This is a genomic window from Kineosporia corallincola (genome assembly GCF_018499875.1).
GTDB lineage: Bacteria > Actinomycetota > Actinomycetes > Actinomycetales > Kineosporiaceae > Kineosporia > Kineosporia corallincola.
In genome coordinates this window covers 257,110-277,410 of record NZ_JAHBAY010000006.1, presented here as the reverse complement: position 1 = coordinate 277,410, position 20,301 = coordinate 257,110, and the positions used below count along the sequence as shown (strand labels likewise).

15 protein-coding genes are annotated in these 20,301 nt (G+C 70.9%); 9 read left to right on the top strand and 6 right to left on the bottom strand.

What is annotated here, in order from left to right; all coding sequences use genetic code 11:
• Nucleotides 1–162: 162 nt before the first annotated feature.
• Genes KIH74_RS16500 through KIH74_RS16490 form a run of 3 tightly spaced genes read left to right on the top strand, consistent with a single transcriptional unit; the run spans nucleotide 163 to nucleotide 4,059 of the window.
• Nucleotides 163–1,068, top strand: coding sequence for a glycosyltransferase family 2 protein (locus KIH74_RS16500; RefSeq protein WP_214156833.1), 906 nt, complete (start codon nucleotides 163–165; stop codon nucleotides 1,066–1,068).
• Nucleotides 1,061–2,485 carry a hypothetical protein gene (locus tag KIH74_RS16495; protein ID WP_214156832.1) on the top strand — a complete coding sequence of 475 codons (1,425 nt, stop codon included), beginning with the start codon at nucleotides 1,061–1,063 and terminating at the stop codon, nucleotides 2,483–2,485. Before KIH74_RS16500 ends, KIH74_RS16495 begins: the two co-directional genes overlap by 8 nt.
• Nucleotides 2,482–4,059, top strand: coding sequence for a lipopolysaccharide biosynthesis protein (locus tag KIH74_RS16490; RefSeq protein WP_214156831.1), 1,578 nt, complete (start codon nucleotides 2,482–2,484; stop codon nucleotides 4,057–4,059). Before KIH74_RS16495 ends, KIH74_RS16490 begins: the two co-directional genes overlap by 4 nt.
• A gap of 119 nt (nucleotides 4,060–4,178) precedes the next feature.
• Here KIH74_RS16490 and KIH74_RS16485 read toward each other — a convergent pair whose 3' ends face one another.
• The 4 genes from KIH74_RS16485 to KIH74_RS16470 form a co-directional block, all read right to left on the bottom strand.
• Nucleotides 4,179–4,763 (bottom strand): glycosyltransferase, encoded by a 585-nt coding sequence (locus KIH74_RS16485; protein ID WP_214156830.1) that lies wholly within the window; start codon nucleotides 4,761–4,763, stop codon nucleotides 4,179–4,181.
• Nucleotides 4,764–4,822: 59 nt separating this feature from the next.
• Entirely contained in the window at nucleotides 4,823–5,272 is a 450-nt protein-coding gene (gene pssD / locus KIH74_RS16480; protein WP_214156829.1) for a PssD/Cps14F family polysaccharide biosynthesis glycosyltransferase, read from the bottom strand.
• Nucleotides 5,272–6,963 (bottom strand): Wzz/FepE/Etk N-terminal domain-containing protein, encoded by a 1,692-nt coding sequence (locus KIH74_RS16475; RefSeq protein ID WP_214156828.1) that lies wholly within the window; start codon nucleotides 6,961–6,963, stop codon nucleotides 5,272–5,274. The genes pssD and KIH74_RS16475 overlap by 1 nt, the downstream gene beginning before the upstream one ends.
• An 81-nt stretch (nucleotides 6,964–7,044) precedes the next feature.
• Nucleotides 7,045–7,503 carry an FAD synthase family protein gene (locus KIH74_RS16470; RefSeq protein WP_246572485.1) on the bottom strand — a complete coding sequence of 153 codons (459 nt, stop codon included), beginning with the start codon at nucleotides 7,501–7,503 and terminating at the stop codon, nucleotides 7,045–7,047.
• 283 nt (nucleotides 7,504–7,786) lie between these two features.
• On the opposite strand from KIH74_RS16470, the gene KIH74_RS16465 reads away from it, so the two are divergent.
• Both KIH74_RS16465 and KIH74_RS16460 read left to right on the top strand, forming a co-directional pair.
• Entirely contained in the window at nucleotides 7,787–8,533 is a 747-nt protein-coding gene (locus tag KIH74_RS16465; RefSeq protein WP_214156826.1) for a CDP-alcohol phosphatidyltransferase family protein, read from the top strand.
• Nucleotides 8,534–8,643: 110 nt separating this feature from the next.
• On the top strand, nucleotides 8,644–10,911 hold the full coding sequence (locus tag KIH74_RS16460; protein ID WP_214156825.1) for a LamG-like jellyroll fold domain-containing protein: 2,268 nt from the start codon (nucleotides 8,644–8,646) through the stop codon (nucleotides 10,909–10,911).
• Here KIH74_RS16460 and KIH74_RS16455 read toward each other — a convergent pair.
• Nucleotides 10,900–11,880, bottom strand: coding sequence for a sulfite exporter TauE/SafE family protein (locus KIH74_RS16455; RefSeq protein WP_214156824.1), 981 nt, complete (start codon nucleotides 11,878–11,880; stop codon nucleotides 10,900–10,902). The two genes, KIH74_RS16460 and KIH74_RS16455, sit on opposite strands and share 12 nt — an antisense overlap.
• A 117-nt stretch (nucleotides 11,881–11,997) precedes the next feature.
• Here KIH74_RS16455 and KIH74_RS38655 point away from each other — a divergent pair, with 117 nt between their 5' ends.
• Complete coding sequence (locus KIH74_RS38655; protein ID WP_308113826.1) at nucleotides 11,998–13,047, top strand: glutathione S-transferase family protein; 1,050 nt, start codon at nucleotides 11,998–12,000, stop codon at nucleotides 13,045–13,047.
• Between the two features lie 76 nt (nucleotides 13,048–13,123).
• Here the strand turns inward: KIH74_RS38655 and KIH74_RS16445 are convergent, their stop codons facing one another.
• Nucleotides 13,124–14,308, bottom strand: a complete 1,185-nt coding sequence (locus KIH74_RS16445) for an IS701 family transposase (RefSeq protein ID WP_214156823.1) — start codon at nucleotides 14,306–14,308, stop codon at nucleotides 13,124–13,126.
• 380 nt (nucleotides 14,309–14,688) lie between these two features.
• On the opposite strand from KIH74_RS16445, the gene mfd reads away from it, so the two are divergent.
• From mfd to KIH74_RS38650, 3 genes are all read left to right on the top strand, one after another.
• Nucleotides 14,689–18,285, top strand: coding sequence for a transcription-repair coupling factor (mfd, locus tag KIH74_RS16440; protein ID WP_214156822.1), 3,597 nt, complete (start codon nucleotides 14,689–14,691; stop codon nucleotides 18,283–18,285).
• A 113-nt stretch (nucleotides 18,286–18,398) separates the two neighbouring features.
• Nucleotides 18,399–19,094: a SurA N-terminal domain-containing protein gene (locus tag KIH74_RS16435; RefSeq protein WP_214156821.1), complete on the top strand. Its 696-nt coding sequence runs from the start codon at nucleotides 18,399–18,401 to the stop codon at nucleotides 19,092–19,094.
• Nucleotides 19,094–20,266 (top strand): MazG family protein, encoded by a 1,173-nt coding sequence (locus KIH74_RS38650; RefSeq protein WP_308113825.1) that lies wholly within the window; start codon nucleotides 19,094–19,096, stop codon nucleotides 20,264–20,266. The genes KIH74_RS16435 and KIH74_RS38650 overlap by 1 nt, the downstream gene beginning before the upstream one ends.
• Nucleotides 20,267–20,301: the final 35 nt, after the last annotated feature.

Sequence of the window (20,301 nt, the reverse complement as noted above, 5' to 3'; positions counted from 1 at the left end):
ATTCGAACTGAATGCACAGTATCGCCCCCATGGTCGGAAAGGTCGGCTTACGATGGTCGGGGTCGGCCCGTCCCGCGATGATGCCACGGGTGCACACTTCATCGGCGGGGGCGTGATCTGGTGAATGCCGTTACAGCAGAAAGTGTTCCGACAGGCAGTGCGGTGGGTGTCAGCGTCGTCGTGCCCACCAGGGACCGGCCGGAGCTGCTGGCCCGGGCGGTGCGGGCGGTCCTGGCCCAGCAGTACGCCGGGGCGATCGAGTGCATCGTGGTGTTCGACCAGTCCGACACCCACATCCCCGACGTGCCCACCGGTCCGCTGCGCACCCTGCGGGTGCTGCGCAATACGCGCACGCCCGGCCTGGCCGGGTCCCGCAACACCGGCTACCTGGCGGCGTCCCACCCGGTGGTGGCGGCCTGCGACGACGACGACGAGTGGCTGCCCGGCAAGCTCGTCGCCCAGACCGCGCTGCTGGCAGGGCATCCGGAGGCCAGCATCGTGGCCACCGGCATCGTGGTGCGCTTCGCCGGGCGCGACATCCCCCGGGTCAGCGCCGACGAGGTGCTCACCTTCCACGACTTCCTGCGAGACCGTCGCATGGAGGTGCATCCGTCCACCTACCTGGCCCGGCGCGACGCCGTGGTGAACGGGTTCGGCCTGGTGGAGGAGGAGATTCCGGGCGGCTACGCCGAGGACTACGACTGGCTGCTGCGGGCGGCCCGCACCGGTCCGGTGGTCTGCGTGCGGCAGAGCCTGGTGCGGGTGAACTGGCACGACGGCTCGTTCTTCACCAGCCGCTGGGAGATGATCGACCAGGCGCTCACCTGGCTCATCGCCCGCTTCCCCGAATTTGCCGGTGAGCGGCGCGGTCTCGGGCGACTCCAGGGGCAGCTGGCGTTCGCCAACGCGGCGCTGGGGCGCCGGCGGCGGGCGCTGGGGCTGGCCCGGGCGGCGTTGCTGCGTCATCCCACCAACCGTCAGGCCTGGGCGGCGTTGCTGGTGCTCTCCCGGTGCGTCACGCCCGACCAGGTGATCGGCTTCGGCCGCCGGATCGGCCGCGGTGTCTGAGACTGCTGGAGCCGGGGCTGCGGCTGGGGTGTCGAGGGCCGCCGCCGGGCGTGGCACGGCCGAGCATGACGCGGCTGACCGTGACGCGCACAGCGGTGGTGAGTCCGGCCGTCGCGGGATCCCGGCGCCTGGCCGGTTCCCGCTGGGCCGGGTGCGCCCGGTCCAGCCGCCCTCCGAACTGCCGGTGTGGCCGGTCGTGCTGTTGCTGGCCGGGTTTCCGGTGTTCTGGGTGCTCGGCCTGGCCTCGTTCGCACCGGTGCTCTGCGCTGTCCCCATGGTGGCTCTGCTCTGGGCCCGCCGCGACGTGGTGCTGCCGCTCGGTTTCGCGTACTGGGGCTTCTTCCTGCTCTGGGTCGGGGTGGCCGCACTCGCGCTCGACAATGCCATGCGGCTGGTCGGCTACGGCATGCGGCTGGGCAATTTCCTGGGTGCCACCGTCACTTTCGTCTACGTGTACAACCTGAACACCCGGCGGTTCGGCGACCGCCGGGCCCTGACCGTGCTGCTGGCCTTCTTCGCCTTCGTGGTGCTGGGCGGCTGGCTCGGGGTGCTGCTGCCCGACGTCCGGCTGCACACGCCGATGTCCCTGCTCCTGCCCGGCTCGATCGCGAGCAACGAGTACGTCGGGGCGCTGGTGCGTCCCCGGTTCGCCGAGGTCCAGCACCCGTGGGGCGCACCGCAGCCGTTCACCCGGCCCAGCGCCCCCTTCGCCTACACCAACAGCTGGGGCTGCAACGTGGCGCTGCTGGTGCCGTGCATGCTGGCCCTGGTCGCGCTGGCCGGCCGTCGGGTCAGGCTGCTCACCGTGACGCTGCTGCTGCTCGCCCTGGTGCCGGCGTTCGCCACGCTGAACCGGGGGCTGTACATCGCGGTGGTGCTCGGACTGGTCTACGCGGTGGCTCGTTTCGCCTTCCACGGCCGCGTCGTCCCCCTCGTGGGGCTGGGCGTCGCCGGTGTCGTCATCGTGGTCGCGGCCGATGCGGTGGGCCTGCTCGGCGGTCTGTCGCAGCGGCTCGAATACAGCGCCACCAACGTCAGCCGCGCCACCATCTACGCCGAGGCGTTCGAGGGCACGCTGCGCTCACCGCTGATCGGCAACGGCGCCCCGCGCCCGTCCGCCACGCTGGAGATCTCGGTCGGCACCCAGGGGCAGATCTGGAACATCATGTTCAGCTTCGGTTTCGTCGGCCTGTTCCTGTTCCTCGGCTGGTTCACCTGGCTGGCCGTGGTGTCTCGACGCTGGCGTCGCAGCAGTGATCTGTGGCTGCACGTCTGCCTGGTGGTCTCACTGGTGACGATGGTCTACTACGGCTACGACGGCATGCAGCTGGTGGTGGTCATGCTGGTCGCCGCTCTGGTGCTACGGCGGCTACGCCCGCCGGTGGGGCAGCGCAATGCGCTCGGGGTGGCGCGATGAGCCGCGACAGCGCTCCGGCGGAGCAAGGCGTCGCCGGTCCCCGGGCCGATCTGGGGGGCGCCGCCCGCAACGGCGCGATCGCCCTGGCCGGATCCGGCGTCGCGGCGGTCACCGGCCTGCTCCTCAACGTCGTGATCGGCCGGGGCTTCGGCCCGGCCGCATCGGGCGAGTTCTTCGTGGTGGTCGCCGTTCTCACCGTCATCACCACGATCGGCAAGCTCGGCGCCGACACCGGCCTGGTCTGGGCGGTGGCCCGGGCCCGCGCACTCGGGCGGCAGCGCGACGTGCGCACCACCCTGCGCGTGGCCGTGCTGCCCTCAATCGTGGCCGGGGTGCTGCTGGCCGTGCTGCTGTTCCTGCTCGCCCCCTGGCTGGCCGGGCTCACCGGGGGCGGGGCCGAGCAGGCGCGGCTGTTCCGGCAGAGCGCCCCGTTCGTGCTGATCGCCGGCCCGGCCCTGGTGCTCACGGCCGGTCTGCGCGGCTCCGGAAGCATTTTCGGCTATACCGCCGTGCAGAACGTGATCGTTCCCGGGCTTCGGCCGGTGCTGGCCGGACTCACGCTGGCGGCCGGACTCGGGCTGGGCGCGGCCATCCTGACCTGGAACCTGCCGTTCGTGGCCGGTCTCGTCGTCGCGGTGTTCCTGGTCGCGCGGCGCACCCGGGCGATCGAGCAGGCACACCCGGACGCCGCGCCGGCCCGGCCCCCGCGTGATGTGGCCGCCGAGTTCTGGCGGTTCAGCGGCCCGCGCGCGGTCACCGCGGCCCTGGAGGTGGCCATCGTCTGGGCCGACGTGCTGGTGGTGGCCGCGCTGGCCACCCCGCGCGACGCCGGAATATACGCCGCCGCCAGCAGATTCATCCTCACCGGCACCCTGGCCGAGGGCGCGATGCGGGTGGCCATGGCGCCCGAGATCAGCCGGCTGCTGGCCCTGCGTGACCTGGACGGGGCGGCCCGGCTGTCGTCCGTCGTCACCCAGTGGACGGTCTTGCTCTCCTGGCCCCTGTACCTGGTGCTCGCGCTGTACTCGCCGGCGGTGCTCTCGGTGTTCGGCCCCGGCTTCGACGACGGATCGAACGCGCTGACCCTGCTGTCGGTGGCCATGCTCGCGGTGATGGCGGCCGGCAACAACCAGACCATCCTGCTGATGGGCGGCCGCAGCGGCCTCCAGATGATCAACCGCGCCGTCGCCCTGTCCGGCAACCTGGTGATGAACTTCCTGCTGGTGCCGGCCTGGGGCATGAACGGCGCCGCCGTGGCCTGGTCGGTCACCTGGGTGGCCGACGCGCTGCTGGTGATGCTTGAGGTGCGCTACGCGATCGGTCTGAAACGCACCTGGCGACGGGTGGTTCCGGCGATGACGATGGCGGCTGTGGCCTTCGTCCCCACCGGTCTGGTCTACCGCCTGCTCACCGACGGCGGCACCGTGGCGGCGGTGCCGTGCGCCGCGCTCGGGGTGGTGGTGTTCGGGGTGCTGGTCGTGACGAACAGCCGGCACCTCGATGTCGAGCCGATGCGCGGGGTGCTGCCGGGGCGTGGCCGAGTCGGCGCCGCCCGCTCGTCGGCCGGGAGGTAAGAGCCGCTGTGCCCGTCGGGCAGCCAGGCCCGCCGCATCCGCCTGAAAGCCCGGGCCCGCCGCAGCCGCCTGGCTGTCAGGCTGTCCGGACGGATGGCGGCCGGCGCCGCCCATCGGACTCAGCGGCGGCGCAAGGCTCGTAAACCTCTGCGACGCCGGGCGATCCGGTTGATCTGGGCGTCGATGGCCGCCACCGTCGACGCCGTCGGCGAGGGATCCGGCCGGATGCTGAAGGCATCCGGGTCGGCCACGGCCCGGTCGATCAGCTCGCGGAACGTGTCCTCGTCGTCGGCCAGGGCGATCCGCCCGACCCCGGCCATGTAGCGGGCGAAGGCCAGCTGGTGGTCGTCGACGTGTTCGCCCAGGTCGTGCCGCCGGGGCACGACGATGGGCAGTCGGCCCACCGAACGACAGTCGATGATGCCGCCCGGGCCGCCCTGGGTGATGACGACGTCGGCCGCCGCCATCCGGGAGTGCACCGCGGTGGCCGGGAGCGAGACCAGGCCGGTGGCCACGACCGGTGCCGAGGCCTGCCCGTACTGGATGGTGACCCCGGCCTCGGGATGCGCGCGGGCCCACGAGTCGGCCCAGGCCACGAGCCGGTCGAAGGGATGGTGATCGGTGCCGACCGTGACGAAGACGTCCGGTCCTGGTGCCGTCCTGGCTCCGGCGGAGAATTCCGCCGCGGGCGTGTCGGTGCTCATCGGTCGCGCCTCCGGTCTGCGGGAATCCGTTTCCGCCGGCCTGGCGTGCTGATCGGTGGTCAGAAGACCCGGCCGACCACCACGCCGTTGCGGTACAGCGACTGCTGTTCCGGCCACTGCACCATGAACACGTCGCTCACAGGGGCGCAGATCCGGCCGGTCAGGGTGGGGGTGGTGATCCGGTCGTACACCTCCAGATAGGCCGTGGGCACCCGGAAGAGCCTGGCCAGCAGGAAGAACGGCACCGCCACCCCGGCCCCGGTGCTCACCACCACGTCGGGCCGACGGCGCAGGAACGTGCCCAGCGCGACGCCGAAATTGCGGATCAGGTTCGGGATGTTGCGGGTGGTCGGGTGGTGCGCCCAGGTGGTCGGGCGGTCCGCGAGCAGTGAACGGGCGTGCTCGGTGTCGAAGGTGACCCAGTGCGTGTCGTGCTGCTCCCACCAGTCCTTCAGCACGTAGAGCTGGGTCAGATGGCCACCGCTGGAACAGACCATGAGCACCCGCATCACGAATCCCTTCCCACGGAACGCTTCTCGCTGACAGCAGGCACCCGTCCGACGACCGGCTGGGGTCTGGTGTCTTCCGAGGCGCCGTCCCGCTTGCCCGGCCTCCGCGGTGGGGTCACGGTTCCGGTCGGCCATCCGTTGTTACCGATGGACGACGCTCGCTCGCTCGCGATCGCCCCGCCTGGCCCGGATGCACCGTCGCGAACCGGAACCCCGTCGCGAGCCGGTTCCTCGTCGTCCACCGGGCCGCTGCCGTGCACCGGGATGTCGCTGAGCGACATCGGCCCGGCGTGTGCTCCGGCCGGATGGCGCTGCCGGCGAACCGGTTTCGGCCCGATCAGCACCACGCCGTGCACCTCGCTGCCGACGTTGCGCAACTCGCGCAGCGCGTCGGCGATCTCCGGCAGCCGGGTGGCCCGGCGTCGCACCACGAGCAGCACGGCGGCGCTGGAGGGCGCGAGCATGAGCGGCGTGCTCGGGTCGGACACGTTGAGCCCGTCCACCACCAGCACCTCGGCATCGGCCAGGGCGGTCAGGTCGGGTCCCGCCTTCACCGTGCTCTCCTCGCCGAACGAGCGCACCGGCACGGTGCCCCGGCGCAGCGACGACACCTCCAGCGTGGTCAGGTTCAGCGCCGCCGCGTCGGCCGAGCAGAGCAGGGCCGTGCCGATGTGGGCGCCGACCGCGGCGGCGAGCCGGGCGGGGAGGTCGGACGAGCCGGTGCGGTACGCGGGCATGAGCAGCAGCGGGCTGATCCGGGGGGCATTCGGTGGTGAGGCGATCACGGCACCCAGCCGGCGCAGCACGGCGTCTTCGGACTCCGGGGTGGACCTGCCCCGGCGCACCGGCACGTCGGCGATCACGGCCAGCCCGAAGACGGACTCGATCTGCTCCCGGCTGCGCACCCGCTGGTCGGTGCGGTCGCGCAGGAGGGCCAGCACCAGCCCACCGACCAGGCCCGCCGCCAGCCCGGCGGCCACCATCACCGGCGGGGTGATGCCCGAGGCACCGGTCGGCGGCTGCGCCGACCCCACCTGCTCACCCGCCTGCCGGGAGGCGGCGGCCAGCTGGGCGCGTTGCCCCCGCACCTGCTCCAGCACGCCGGTCAGCGAGGCCACCTGGGTCTCGGCGTTCGCCCGGGTCACCTCGTCGGAACTGGTGATCGCCAGCTTCTGCGCCTTCTCCTGCTGCTTCACCAGAGCTGCGGCCTGGTCACCGAGTTCCTTGTCCAGCGAGTCGATCTGGGCCTGCACGGCCTCGGACCGGAAGTCGAGATATGCCTGGGCGAAGGCGTTCGCGCCGTCGGCGGCCCGCCGGGCCGAGGCGGCCGAGTAGTCGATGCGCAGCACCTGGCTGTCGAGCGGGTTGGTCACCGTGACCCGCCGGCTCAGCGCGGCCGGCGAGTCGTCGCTCTTCATCAGTTCGGCGGCCCGGGCGGCCACCGAACTGGAGGTGACCACCTGGGACTCGGTCGCCGGGTTCACCGCCCGGACCGCGGCTGTGCTGGTGGTCAGCGGATTGTCGGGCAGGGAAGCGAGTTTCACCACCGCGGTGGCGGTGTACGACGGGCTGCCGAGCGAGGCGTACCCGGCCGCCAGCAGCCCACCCGCCAGCGCGCAGAGCAGCACGATGACGAACCGCCGGCGCCAGGCGCGCACGATCTGCCCCACCGTCACGGTCTGCTCCGTCATCACGTTCTGCCCTGCCGCCAGATGGTGGCCTGTCATCGGCACAGGACCGCCCGACGGCGTGTGGATGTCGCTCACCCGGAATCAGCTCTCCGACGATGCGGTGGTGGCGGTGACGGCCGGAGTCTGGAGCGTTTCCAGGGCTTTTCGCAACAGGGTGCTGGAAGTGTGCATGGTGTAGGGGAAGTAGACGATCTCGACCCCCACCTCGGCGAAGTCGCGCTCCAGTTTGTCGCCCTTCGGGGTGCCCCGCCAGTCATCACCCTTGAACAGGATGTCGAAGCCGAGATCTCGCCAGGTGTCGATCTTTTCGGGCTTGGTCTCGGCCACGGCGCGGTCGACGAACCCGATGCTGGCGACGATCTCCAGGCGCTCGATCAGCGGAACCACCGGTTTCCGGCCCTTGGCCCGGAACGCCATGTCGTCCGACACCACGCCGGCGATCAGCCGGTCACAGCGCGCGGCCGCATGCCGCAGGATGTTGAGATGCCCGATGTGAAACATGTCGTACACACCTGGCGCGTAGCCGACCCGCAGAGCCATCTGCATCCCCAAAGACAGTGTCCGGTGCCGAACTGACTGTAAGCGTTTCTGTGAGGGCTTGAGGATGTTTTGTCAAAGTTTGTCATGCTCTGACGTAACACTCTCTTGAGTCGGCGATGACTCCCCGCGTCGGAACCCCGTGTGCCCCAGTGGGCTGGTTTAAGAGAAGATCAGGTATTCGTAACCTGTCAACGGCTATTTCATGATCTAGTCATTATGTGCGGTTGGTCCCGTTCATTCCGGCGGCCCTCCTGGTGCCCGCCGACGACCCGCAGGGGGTCCCGTGGTTGTCTCCGTAGAGCAAGCAGCCCCGACCTGGTCGGCCACCGTCGCCCGGCTCCGGTTCGCCCAGAAGCCCAAGGCCCAGACGCCCGCCTACCTGCGGTTCGTCAACCGCAGGCTGGGGGGCTACCTGGCCGCCGCGGCCTTCGTGCGTGGCTGGACGCCGAACCGGCTGACGGCCGTCAGCGCCGGGCTGTCGCTCGTCGGCGTCGTGGCGCTGGCGCTCGTGCGGCCTTCCTGGTGGCTCGGCGTACTGGTGGCCCTGGCGCTGCTGGCCGGCTTCGCCTTCGACTCGGCCGACGGGCAGCTGGCCCGGTTGCGCGGGGGTGGTTCGCCGGTGGGGGAGTGGCTCGATCATGTGGTCGACGCGGTGAAGTCCTGCCTGTTGCACTCCGCCGTGGCGATCAGCGTCTACCGCTTCGAGCCGGACCTGCCCGGCGCGGTGCTGCTGCTTCCGCTGGTGTTCCTGACTGCCTACGTCGCACTGGCTTTCGCCTCGATGCTGCGCGACCAGCTGTTGCGGGCGCGGGGTGCGGGCGGGTCGGAGGGTGGCAGTGACTCGGTCCTGCGGGGTGTGCTGCTGCTGCCCGTCGACTACGGCACGCTCTGCCTGGCCTTCGCCCTGCTCGGCGCCCCCCGCGTATTCCTCGCCGTCTACGGGGTTCTCGCCGTCCTCAATGTGCTCTTCGACATCCGGCTGCTCGTGCGCACCTTCCGGCAACTGTCGGCCGTCGGATCTCCCGCCTGAAACAACCTCCGGGGCAAATGATTCAAAGCGCACTCGAGATCTCCCGGCAGGAGTTACCTTCGGCGAGCAGAAGGCCGTGCTTGGACGCCGGCCGGTGGACTGGAGGTTCGATGAACGGCTTCCGACGCTTCTCACTGCTCGCCGCCGGGCTCATGGCCATGGCTGCCGTCGCACTCGTCCCGGCCGGTCCGGCGGGTGCGGTCCAGGGATCCGTCCCCGGTTCCACCGCTCCGGCCTGGCAGACCAACGGAATGGTCCGGGCCATCGCCGCCGGCAACGGAATTGTCTACGTGGCAGGAGATTTCACCAGGGTGAGACCGCCCGGCGCGGCCTCCGGCACGAACGAGACCACGCGGAACTACCTGGCCGCGTTCGATGCCTCCACCGGTGCGCTGATCACCTCGTTCAACCCGGCGCCGAACGCCGTGGTGCGTTCGCTCGATGTCAGCCCGGACGGCTCGACCGTCTACGTCGCAGGCGATTTCACCACCGTCGCCGGTGTCTCGCGCAGTCGTGTGGCAGCGTTCAGCACGTCGACCGGAGCTCTCACCAGCTGGGCCCCGGTGGCCGACTACCGGGTCTACGCGGTCAGCGCGGGCACGTCCGCGGTCTACCTCGGCGGCGGGTTCGGGCGGGTCAACAACGTCGCCCGGGTGCGGGTGGCCAAGGTGAACACCACCACCGGTGCCACCGTCACCGCGTTCAGCGCCTCGGCCGACAACGTGGTGTACGGGCTCGACCTCTCCACCGACGAGAGCAAGCTCTACCTCGCAGGCGCTTTCGACAGTGTGGACGGCGACACCTCGTACGACCGGGCCGGGGTCGTCGACGCGACCGACGGCACGCTGGAGCCGTTCGCGGCCGGATCGGTGATTCCGGCGGCCAGCAGCGCCTGCTCGGTGCAGATCAAAGCTGTCACGGTGGACGACGACTCGGCCTTCTTCGGGGCCGAGGGCACGGGCAGCGGATGCTTCGACGGGACCTTCGCGGCGAACCAGTCGGACGGCTCGCTGAAGTGGGTGAGCCGTTGCCTGGGGGCCACGCAGGGCATCGCGGTGCTCAACGGGCTGTTGTACACCGGCTCGCACACGCACGATTGCAGCGGTGACACGTCGTTCGACCCGAACGCCTTCGCCGAGAGCGGCTGGTCGGTCGGGCTCTCCCGGCACCTGCTCTCCCGGTCGGCCGACACCGGCGCGCTCGGCAGCTGGTACCCGAACACGAACGGCGGCACCGGCGCCGGTCTGGGGCCGAGGGTGCTCGCCACCGACGGTGCGCAGATCTTCGTCGGCGGCGAGTTCACCACCGTGAACGGCGTTGCCCAGCAGGGTTTCACCCGCTTCTCGCCGTCCGCCAGCCCGGTGGCGGTGCCGGCCCGGCCGGCCACGCCGGTGGCCGTGGCCCGGGGCGACGGGCGGGTCTCGGTGTTCGTGCAGTCGCCGCTCGACCTGGACGACACCGACCTGGTGGTGCGGCTGTACCGCGACGGCGGCAGCACGCCGATCGCGACCGCGGCCGTGCACTCACTGTTCTGGCGTCAGCCGGTGGCCGCCTTCGAGGACGCCGGACTGGCCGACGGCAGCAGCCACACCTACGGGGTGGAGGTGGCTCAGGCCAACGGCACCGGGGTCAGCGCCCGGGCCACCTCGGCGGCGGTCACGGTGACCACCTCGGCTCCGGCCTACCAGGCCGCGGTGGAGGCCGATTCGCCCTCGCTCTACTGGCGTCTCGGGCAGGCGGCCGGTCCGGTGGCCCCCGACACCTCGGCCTCGCTCGACGGCGGTACCTTCGCCGGGGGCGTCACCCACGGCCAGTCCGGGGCGGTGAGTGGTGACACCGCCGTCACCTTCAACGGCAGCACCGGATACCTGAGCAGCGAGAAACCGCGGTCCTCGCCGAGCACGTTCAGCGTGGAGGCCTGGGTCCGCACGAGCACCGGATCCGGTGGCCGCATCATCGGTTTCGGCAACAACCGGGGCGGCATCGACTTCAACGGCAACGCCACGGTCAGCGGCCAGTTCGACAAGCACCTGTACATGACCGACAACGGCCGTCTGGTGTTCGGCGTCTACTGGGGCACCTTCTACACCCTCACCAGCACCGCGTCGTACAACGACGACCAGTGGCACCACGTGGTCGGCACCCAGGGGCCGGGCGGCATGCGTCTGTATGTCGACGGGCAGCTGCAAGGCCAGAACACGACCACGAACAACCAGGTGTACAACGGGTTCTGGCGGGTCGGCGGCGACAGTCTGGGCGGCTGGCCGAACCAGCCCACCAGCCGTTACCTGAACGGGCGCATCGACGAGGTGGCGGTGTACCCCACGGCCCTGTCCGCGGCGGCGGTCGCCGCGCACTTCACCGCGTCAGGACGCTGAGACCTGCTGCGGCCGGCCTGATCCCGGGTCGGCCGCAGCAGCCTCCTCGTCGTCCTCACCGGGCCGGGCCAGAGCCGGGAACCCGTGCCGGCGGCGTAGCAGCATCCACACCGCGGGGGTGATCACCAGGAAGGCGGCCAGCAGCGCGGCGGTGCCGGTGTTGCCCACACCGAACATCTTCAGGGCCGAGGCCAGCAGCACGAAGGCCAGGGCACGGCGCACCAGGCCGCCGGGCAGCCGGGTGGACAGCTGCGCCCCCAGCCAGGCCCCGGGCACGCTGCCGACGATCAGGGCCAGCGTGAGGTCGAGCTGGAAGTCGCCGAACAGGATGTGGCCCAGCGCCGCGGAGAACACCAGCGGCACGGCCTGGAACAGGTCGGTGCCGACCAGCTGGTTGGCCTTGAGGGTGGGGTAGAGGGCCATCAGCGCGATGATGATCAGCGACCCGGAGCCGACCGAGGTGATGCCCACGATCAGCCCACCGAGCGCGCCGATCGCGATGGTGGGCAGGGGCCGGGCGACCACCTCGGGCCGCTCGGTGGGCAGGGCCGGGGCCCGTCCGTCGCGCCGGGCGGCGCGCTCCACCAGCCGCTGGTAGGCCCGCACGCCGAGCCCGCCGGCCGCGATCAGCAGGGCTACGCCCAGCGCGATCTTGATGCCGTGCTGCACGGACTCGTCGCTGCCCAGGGCCCGGGTGATCAGCACCCCGCAGAACGCCGCCGGCACCGACCCCACGCACAGCCAGCGCACCAGCGAAAGGTTCACGGTGCCGCGGCGCAGGTGCACGAACGAGCCGACCGGCTTCATCACCGCGGCCGCGACCAGGTCGCTCGACACCGCGGCCGTGGGCGCGACCCCGAAGAACAGCACCAGCACCGGCGTCATCAGCGCGCCGCCGCCCATGCCGGTCAGGCCCACCACGATGCCGATGCCGAACGCCGCCAGGGCCATCCACGGATCAAAGTCCATCGGGTGACCATAGAAGGTAGAGAAGATTCTGCACAGACCGGTGAAGGGACTGTTACGAAATTCCCAGGCTGCGTAGCGGAGCGTGCGCGATCGTCACCGGCAGGGCAGAATGGTTGCGTGAGCAACGACCTCAGCGCCTCCCGCTCCACCGCCGGCGCCTATGTGACCACCGGCCAGGAGTTCAACCGCGACACGAACTACATCACCACCCGGATCACCCGGGACGGCGCGGAGGGCTATCCGGTGGAGCCGGGCCGCTACCGCCTCGTGGTGTCGAGGGCCTGTCCCTGGGCCAACCGGTCGATCATCGTGCGGCGTCTGCTGGGCCTGGAAGATGCGATCTCGATGGGTGTCTGCGGCCCCACGCACGACCGCCGCAGCTGGACCTTCGACCTCGACCCGGGCGGCGTCGACCCGGTGCTGGGCATCGAGCGGATCCAGGACGCCTACTTCGCCCGGTTCCCCGACTACCCGCGCGGCATCACGGTTCCGGCGATCGTCGACGTCCCGACCGGCGCCGTCGTCACCAACGACTACCCGCAGATCACACTCGACCTCTCCACCGAGTGGGCGCGGTACCACCGGGAGGGCGCCCCGCAGCTCTACCCCGAGCACCTGCGCGACGAGATCGACGAGGTCGCCCTCAGGGTGTTCAAGGACGTCAACAACGGCGTCTACCGCTGTGGTTTCGCGGGCAGCCAGGAGTCGTACGAGCGGGCCTACCACCGGCTGTTCGGCGCCATGGACTGGCTGGAGGAGCGGCTGTCGAAGCAGCGGTTCCTGGTCGGCGACACGATCACCGAGGCCGACGTGCGGCTGTTCACCACGCTGGTGCGCTTCGACCCGGTGTACCACGGCCACTTCAAGTGCAACCGGCAGAAGCTGATCGAGTTCCCCGCCCTCTGGGGATACGCCCGGGACCTGTTCCAGACACCGGGTTTCGGCGACACGATCGACTTCGACCAGATCAAGCGGCACTACTACGTGGTGCACGAAGACATCAACCCGACCCGGATCGTGCCGGCCGGGCCCGACCTGTCCAACTGGCTCACCCCGCACCACCGGGAGCAGCTCGGCGGCCGTCCCTTCGGCGACGGCACCCCGCCCGGGCCGGTGCGGGAGGGTGAGCGCGTGGCGGCCGGCCACACGCCGCTGGCACAGGCCTGATCGGCACAGGCCTGAAATCATGGACGACGAGGAGCCCGTGACGGGCTCCTCGTCGTCCATGATTTTCTGACAGCACCTACACCGCCGTCTGCCCCTTGCCCGTGCCGGAGTAGGCCACGTCGCGCAGGTCCACGTACTGCGGACGCAGGTCTCCGGAGTTGTCGTGCCGGGCCAGTTCCAGAGCCATCTGGGCGGCGGAGGCCAGCGTGACGTGCCGGTACCACCCCCGCCAGCTGCGCACCTCGTAGTGACCCAGCCCGGTCTTCTGCTTGACCGCCCGGCAGTGGGCCGCGGCCCCCTCGATCAGCTGCACGATCGGCACCACCTCGGCCAGTCCCGCGTGGGGACGCAGGTAAGCCGTGTAGTAGGAGCGTGCGCGGGAGTTGCGCGTCGTGCCGGACAGCATCAGGTACGACATCTCGATGCGGGCCGGATCGCTGCCGCGGGTGGAGAACCGGTGCAGCACGGTGTTGCGCAGCTGGAGCATCTCGTGCCCCGGCACCGTTCCGCCGGCCGGGGGACCGGCCGACTCGTCGGTGAGCGCCTTGCCGAAACCGCCCACACCGCCCGCCTGCATCTCCCCGGCGCTGCCGGCAATCAGGTGCTGAACTCCGTAACGCCGCAGTAGACGGTGCAGAATGGTCTTCTCGGTGCAGACGAGATTGCAGGCCACCCAGACCGGCCGGATGGAGCTTTCCCAGGCCCGGCGAATCATCTCCGCGGCGATCGCGGACTTGCTGCGGTAAACCACTTCGGGCGGGATCTGTGCCTGGTCGCGACGTTTGGGGTCACTCACCCAGGACGGCGGCAGATACAACTCGGAGTCGATCAGGAATGCCTGCCGGTCGGCGGTCAAATAGAACAGCAGCAGCCCGATCTGGCAGTTCTCCACCCGTTGCGTGTCGTGGCTGTACTGACGTTCGACCGCGACGGCGTTGCGGCCCTTCTTCGGGAAGGCGATCTCGGTCAGGAACAGTGTCCCGCCGGTACGGCCACCTGCCTGGATGGCGATGGCACGCAGTTCGTCACGCACGGAGAACTCGTCCCAGCGGGCCGACGTGAGCAGGCGCTGCACCCCGTCGGCGCGGATTTCACCGGAATAGTGACCGACCGTCTCGCCCCGCCGCAGTCCGGCCGAATGAGCTTTGGGAAGGTCGACGAGATAGTTCCAGGCGCGCTTACGCGGTTCGGCGCGGCTGAAATTGTGTGCGATCCGATCGTAGACGACCTTCAGCGATCTCTCGTACGCGGGATCGTGCACGTGCCCCCTCCACTGATGCCCAGCGTTTCCCGCGAGGGGATTCGACCGGCCGGAATCCCGGCCCCGTGCCGAGTTGCGTTTCCGGATCCGGATCATTTTATGAGTCGCACCGGTTTGCGCCAGATCCCAGAATTCTTATGGCCGGAAGAGTGCCGGGTCCGTGGGGTGGTTTGACCGCCAGATGTCGCTCAAAACCGGCCGATCATCATCGGCGGGCCGATCCCGGCCTGCGGAAATCGTCGCAGGCCGGTGCGGGCGTCGCGGCGGCCCGACCTCTGAGCCCCGGCCCGGAATTCGCCGTAAGCTGACAGTGGCCCGGACTGTTCAGGCAGCCCGGCACGTTGTGCTGTTCGAACACTAGTGCCAATCCCTGCGGAGCCATGAGCCTCACCGGAATCCTCGACCTGCTCGGCGCCGATCGCGCCGTGAGCGACGTGCTGCGGATCGCCCGAGAGGGCGGCGAGCCGTTGCTCGACCTCACCGGACCGCCCGGCCTGCGGGCCCCGCTCGTGGCCGGCGTGGCCGGCCAGGGCCGCACCGTGCTGGCCGTCACCGCCACCGGCCGCGAGGCCGAAGACCTGGCCGCGGCGTTGCGCTGCTTCCTGCCCGAGCACGCGGTGGCCGAGTTCGGCGCCTGGGAGACACTCCCGCACGAGCGCCTCAGCCCGCGTAGCGACACCGTGGGCCGCCGCATCGCCGTGCTGCGCCGCCTGGCTCACCCGGAGACCGCCGAGCACGGGCCGGTCCAGGTGGTCGTGGCCCCGGTGCGGGCCGTGCTCCAGCCGGTCGTGCGCGGCCTGGGCGACCTGGAGCCGGTCAGCCTGCACGCCGGGCAGGAGGCCGAGCTGACCGAGGTGGTCGAGCGCCTGGCCGCGGCCGCCTACAGTCGCACCGACCTGGTTGAGCGGCGGGGCGAGTTCGCCGTGCGCGGCGGCATCCTCGACGTGTTCCCGCCCACCGAGGAGCACCCGCTGAGGGTGGAGTTCTGGGGCGACGAGGTGGAGGAGATCCGCTACTTCGCGGTCGCCGACCAGCGCTCGCTCCAGGTGGCCGAGACCGGCCTCTGGGCCCCGCCGTGCCGCGAGCTGCTGCTCACCGACGAGGTCCGGGAGCGGGCGGCCGAGCTGGCCGAACGGCTGCCGGGCGTGGCCGACCTGCTCGGCAAGGTGGCCGCCGGGATCGCGGTCGAGGGCATGGAGTCCCTGACGCCGGTGCTGGTCGACGCCATGGAGTCGGTGCTGGACGTCTTGCCGCCGCACACCCACGTGCTGCTGGCCGACCCGGAGCGGATCCGCGCCCGGGCCCACGACCTGGTCGCCACCTCCGAGGAGTTCCTCCAGGCCAGCTGGCTCAGCGCGGCCGCGGGCAGTGCTGTGCCGGTCGACCTGGAGCCGGTCCTCGGCACCGGGTCGTTCTGGACCCTGGCCGACGTGCGGGCGCACGCCCTCAAGCAGGGCCTGCCCTGGTGGACCGTCTCGCCGTTCGGCCTGGACGAGACCGGGCAGGCGGCGCACGACGAGGGCGACGAGGGAGCCGTCGTCCTGGTGCCGGAGATCAGCGCCCCCGAGCCCTACCGCGGTGACCGCGAGCGAGCCATCGCCGACATCGGCGGCTGGCTGCGCGAGGGCTGGCGGGTCGCGGTGATCACCGAGGGCAGCGGCCTGGCCCGGCGTGTGGTCGAGATGCTGACCGAGGCCGACCTGGCCGCGAGCCTGGTCGACGACCTCTCGCGGCCCCCGGCCGAGTCGGTCGCGGCGGTCGGCACGGGACGACTGGGGCAGGGATTCGTCGCTCCGGGGCAGAAGTTCGCCGTGCTCACCGAGGCCGACCTGACCGGCGGCACGGCGCCCGGCTCGACCACGAAGGACATGCGCCGGATGCCGGCGCGCCGCAAGAACGTGGTCGACCCGATGCAGCTCACCACCGGCGACAACGTGGTGCACGAGCAGCACGGGGTGGGCAGGTTCGTCGAGCTGGTGCAGCGCACCGTCGGCGGGGCCACCCGGGAGTACCTGGTGATCGAGTACGCGGCCAGCAAGCGGGGTCAGCCGGGCGACCGGCTGTTCGTGCCGACCGACGCCCTCGACCAGGTCACCCGCTACGTGGGCGGCGAGCAGCCGACGCTGAACAAGCTCGGCGGCACCGACTGGGCCAAGACCAAGGGCCGGGCCCGCAAGGCGGTCAAGCAGATCGCCGGTGAGCTGATCCAGCTGTACTCGGCGCGGATGGCCACCAGCGGGCACGCCTTCGGGCCGGACACGCCGTGGCAGCGCGAGCTGGAAGACGCGTTCGCCTACGTGGAGACGCCGGACCAGCTGGTGACCATCGAAGAGGTCAAGAAGGACATGGAGAAGACGGTCCCGATGGACCGGCTGATCTGTGGCGACGTGGGCTACGGCAAGACCGAGATCGCGGTGCGGGCGGCGTTCAAGGCGGTGCAGGACGGCAAGCAGGTGGCGGTGCTGGTGCCGACCACGCTGCTGGTGCAGCAGCACCTCGACACCTTCGTCGAGCGCTACGTGAACTTCCCGGTGAATGTCAGGGGCCTGTCCCGGTTCTCGACCGACGCCGAGGCCCGCGCGGTCAAGGAGGGCATCACCGACGGCTCGGTCGACGTGGTCATCGGTACCCACCGGCTGCTCACCGGCGAGATCAAGTTCAAAGACCTGGGGCTGGTGGTGATCGACGAGGAGCAGCGCTTCGGTGTCGAGCACAAGGAGCGGCTGAAGCAGCTGCGCACCAACGTCGACGTGCTGGCGATGAGCGCCACCCCGATCCCGCGCACCCTGGAGCTGGCGGTCACCGGCATCCGCGAGATGTCCACGCTGGCAACGCCTCCCGAGGAGCGGCACCCGGTGCTGACCTTCGTCGGCGGCTACGACGAGCGGCAGATCTCCGCCGCGATCCGGCGTGAGCTGCTGCGCGAGGGGCAGGTGTTCTTCATACACAACCGGGTGGAGTCGATCGACCGCACCGCCGCCCGGCTGCACGAGCTGGTGCCCGAGGCCCGCATCGCCACCGCCCACGGCAAGATGGGCGAGCATCAGCTCGAGCAGGTGATGGTGGACTTCTGGGAGAAGCGTTTCGACGTGCTGGTGTGCACCACCATCATCGAAACCGGCCTGGACATCTCGAACGCCAACACGCTGATCCTGGAACGGGCCGACATGATGGGCCTCTCGCAGCTGCACCAGCTGCGCGGCCGGGTCGGCCGGGGCCGCGAGCGGGCCTACGCCTACTTCCTCTACCCGAGCGAGAAGCCGCTCACCGAAACGGCTCTCGACCGGCTCCAGACCATCGCGGCGAACACCGACCTGGGTGCCGGCATGCGCGTGGCGATGAAAGACCTGGAGATCCGCGGCGCCGGCAACCTGCTCGGCGGCGAGCAGTCCGGGCACATCGCGGGCGTCGGGTTCGACCTGTACATCCGGCTGGTCGGCGAGGCGGTCGCGGAGTTCCGCGGCGAGAACGAGCAGGAGAACCACGAGGTCAAGATCGACCTGCCGGTGGACGCGCACCTGCCCACCGACTACCTGCCCGACGAGCGGCTGCGGCTGGAGGCCTACCGCAAGCTGGCCGAGGTCTCGTCCGACGAGGCGCTCGACGCGGTGAAGGCCGAGCTGGTCGACCGTTACGGCCCCCTGCCCGACGTCGTCAACCATCTGCTCGAGGTGGCGCGGCTGCGGATCCTGGCCCGGCAGGCCGGTCTCACCGAGATCAGCACGATGGGCAAGGCGATCCGGTTCGGCCCGATCGACCTGCCGGACTCGGCCCGCATGCGGCTGCACCGTCTCTACCCGGGCACCCAGGACAAGCCCGCCACCAAGACCGTTCTGGTGCCCGGCCCGACCACCGCGCGCATCGGTGGCCGTCCGCTGCGCGACGTCGCGGTGCTGACCTGGGCGCGGGAGTTCATCGAGTCGGTGTTGCTGTCCTCGGTCAGGGCGGCGGCCTCGGTGGGTTCGGCCCGCCGGTGAAAATTGAGGACGACGATGAGCCCCGTCGGAGCTCGTCGTCGTCCTCGGTCGTCTGCTGTGAAAAGTCACCCTGGCCGCACGACACCGGGTAGGCGGGCGATAGCATCGCGTTCGTGATTGCGACCCGGCGCCGGGTGGGCGCTCTTGTGGCAGGTACTTCCGCTGTTCTCGCCGTGACGCTCTCCGGCTGCGGCGCGAGTCAGGCCGGCGCCGCCGCCGTCATCGGTGACCGTCGCATCCCGGTCTCCTCGGTGCAGGACGGGTACACCGACATCATGCCGCTGGTCGGCGAGAACGCCGGTGTCACCCAGGCCCAGATCCTGAATCTGCTGATCCTGGAGCCCTATCTGACCAAGGCCGCCTCCGACCTCGGGGTGGGTGTGTCGGAGCAGGACGCCCGGCTCGACATCTCCTCGGCCGGCTCGGTCGACGCCGCCGGCCTGACCGACGCCGCGGTCGAGGTGTGGCGCGCCAACCTGGCCAACAGCGCGCTCCAGACCGACCGCACCAGCGAGCAGATCACCAGCACCTACACCGGTATCGAGGCCGAGCTGAAAGCCGACGGGGTGCACATCAACCCGCGCTACGGCAACGGCATCGACTACACCACCTTCACCATCACGCAGTCCTCGCCGAACTGGCTGAAGAGCGAGAGCGCGGCGGCCGGCCAGGTCACCACCCCGCAACCGGAAGACACCCAGCCGGTGCCCGACGACACCACCACGCCCACGCCCGACGGCACGCCCGACAGCACGTCCGGTGCCGCACCCGACGCCACGGCCACGCCGGACGAGACCGCGACGCCGTAGTGAGTGACGCTCTGGCGGGTCCCGGGCAGGCGTCCGGGGCGCCGGGTGGCCAGGTGCTGGGTGGCCAGGTGTCGGGTGGCCAGGTGTCGGGTGGCCAGGTGTCGGGTGGCCCGGTGTCGGGTGGCCAGGCATCGGGTGTCGAGGTTCCGGTCACCGGGCGGGTCACCCTGCTGCTGACCACGCCGCGCACCGCCCCCGGTCTGCTCACCTTCCCGGCCTGGGAACGGCTGCGGCAGGCCGACCTGGTGCTGGCCGCCGACCCCGACCCGGCCTGGCTCGACGCCTTCGGCCTGGCCGGGATCGTGGTGGAAGACGTTGCGGCGCTGCCGGTTCCCGAACGCGCGGGACGGCTGGTCGACGACGCGGGCGCCGACGACGCGGGCGCCGACGACCGCCCCGGCCGATCCGACCGGCCCGGCCGATCCGACCGGCCCGGCCGGGAGGTGGTCTGGTGGGGCAGCGAGGACGGCGATCCCGGGCTGACCGACGCCCTGGCTGAACACCTGTCGCGGCGCGCGATCACCGGCGCCCCGCCCGAGATCGAGGTGCTGACCGGCTCGTTCGACCTGCCCGGCGCCCGGTTGCTCGACCTGGTCGCGGTGATGGACACGCTGCGCTCGCCCGGCGGCTGCCCCTGGGACGGCGAGCAGACCCACACCTCGCTGCTGCCCTACCTGCTGGAAGAGACGCACGAGGTGATCGAGGCGGTCGAGTCCGGCGACCCGGCGCACCTCGAGGAGGAACTCGGCGACCTGCTGCTGCAAGTGGTGTTCCACGCCCGGGTGGCCGAGAGTTTCGGCATCGACGAGGTGGCCGGCGGCATCGTGGCCAAGCTGATCCGGCGGCACCCGCACGTGTTCGGCGACGCGACCGCGTCCACGGCCGGTGACGTCGAGCGGTCGTGGGAGACGCTGAAGGCCGCCGAGAAGGCCGGCCGGCAGGGTTTCGAGGGCATCCCGGCCACGTTGCCCGCGCTGGCCAGGGCACAGAAGATGCTCGGGCGGCTGGCCCGGGCCGGCGTCGACACCGACGCCGCCGTCGAGAAGGCCGCCGACGGTGACCAGCTGGCCGCCGCCCTGCTGCGGGTGGTCGCGCTGGCCCGGGCCTCGGGCGAGGACGCCGAGGCGGTGCTGCGGGCGGCGCTGGGGCGTCTGGATCCGCCGGGCGAGTAGGTTGTGCCCACTCCAGGCATGAGGAAAGGCAGTTC

Bases quoted from the DNA above. Each gene is read 5' to 3' on its own strand.
- KIH74_RS16490 (WP_214156831.1), top strand. From the start codon at position 2,482: ATGAGCCGCGACAGCGCTCCGGCGGAGCAAGGCGTCGCCGGTCCCCGG.
- KIH74_RS16485 (WP_214156830.1), bottom strand. From the start codon at position 4,763: ATGAGCACCGACACGCCCGCGGCGGAATTCTCCGCCGGAGCCAGGACG.
- pssD (WP_214156829.1), bottom strand. From the start codon at position 5,272: ATGCGGGTGCTCATGGTCTGTTCCAGCGGTGGCCATCTGACCCAGCTC.
- KIH74_RS16475 (WP_214156828.1), bottom strand. From the start codon at position 6,963: ATGACGGAGCAGACCGTGACGGTGGGGCAGATCGTGCGCGCCTGGCGC.
- KIH74_RS16470 (WP_246572485.1), bottom strand. From the start codon at position 7,503: ATGGCTCTGCGGGTCGGCTACGCGCCAGGTGTGTACGACATGTTTCAC.
- KIH74_RS16460 (WP_214156825.1), top strand. From the start codon at position 8,644: ATGAACGGCTTCCGACGCTTCTCACTGCTCGCCGCCGGGCTCATGGCC.
- KIH74_RS16455 (WP_214156824.1), bottom strand. From the start codon at position 11,880: ATGGACTTTGATCCGTGGATGGCCCTGGCGGCGTTCGGCATCGGCATC.
- mfd (WP_214156822.1), top strand. From the start codon at position 14,689: ATGAGCCTCACCGGAATCCTCGACCTGCTCGGCGCCGATCGCGCCGTG.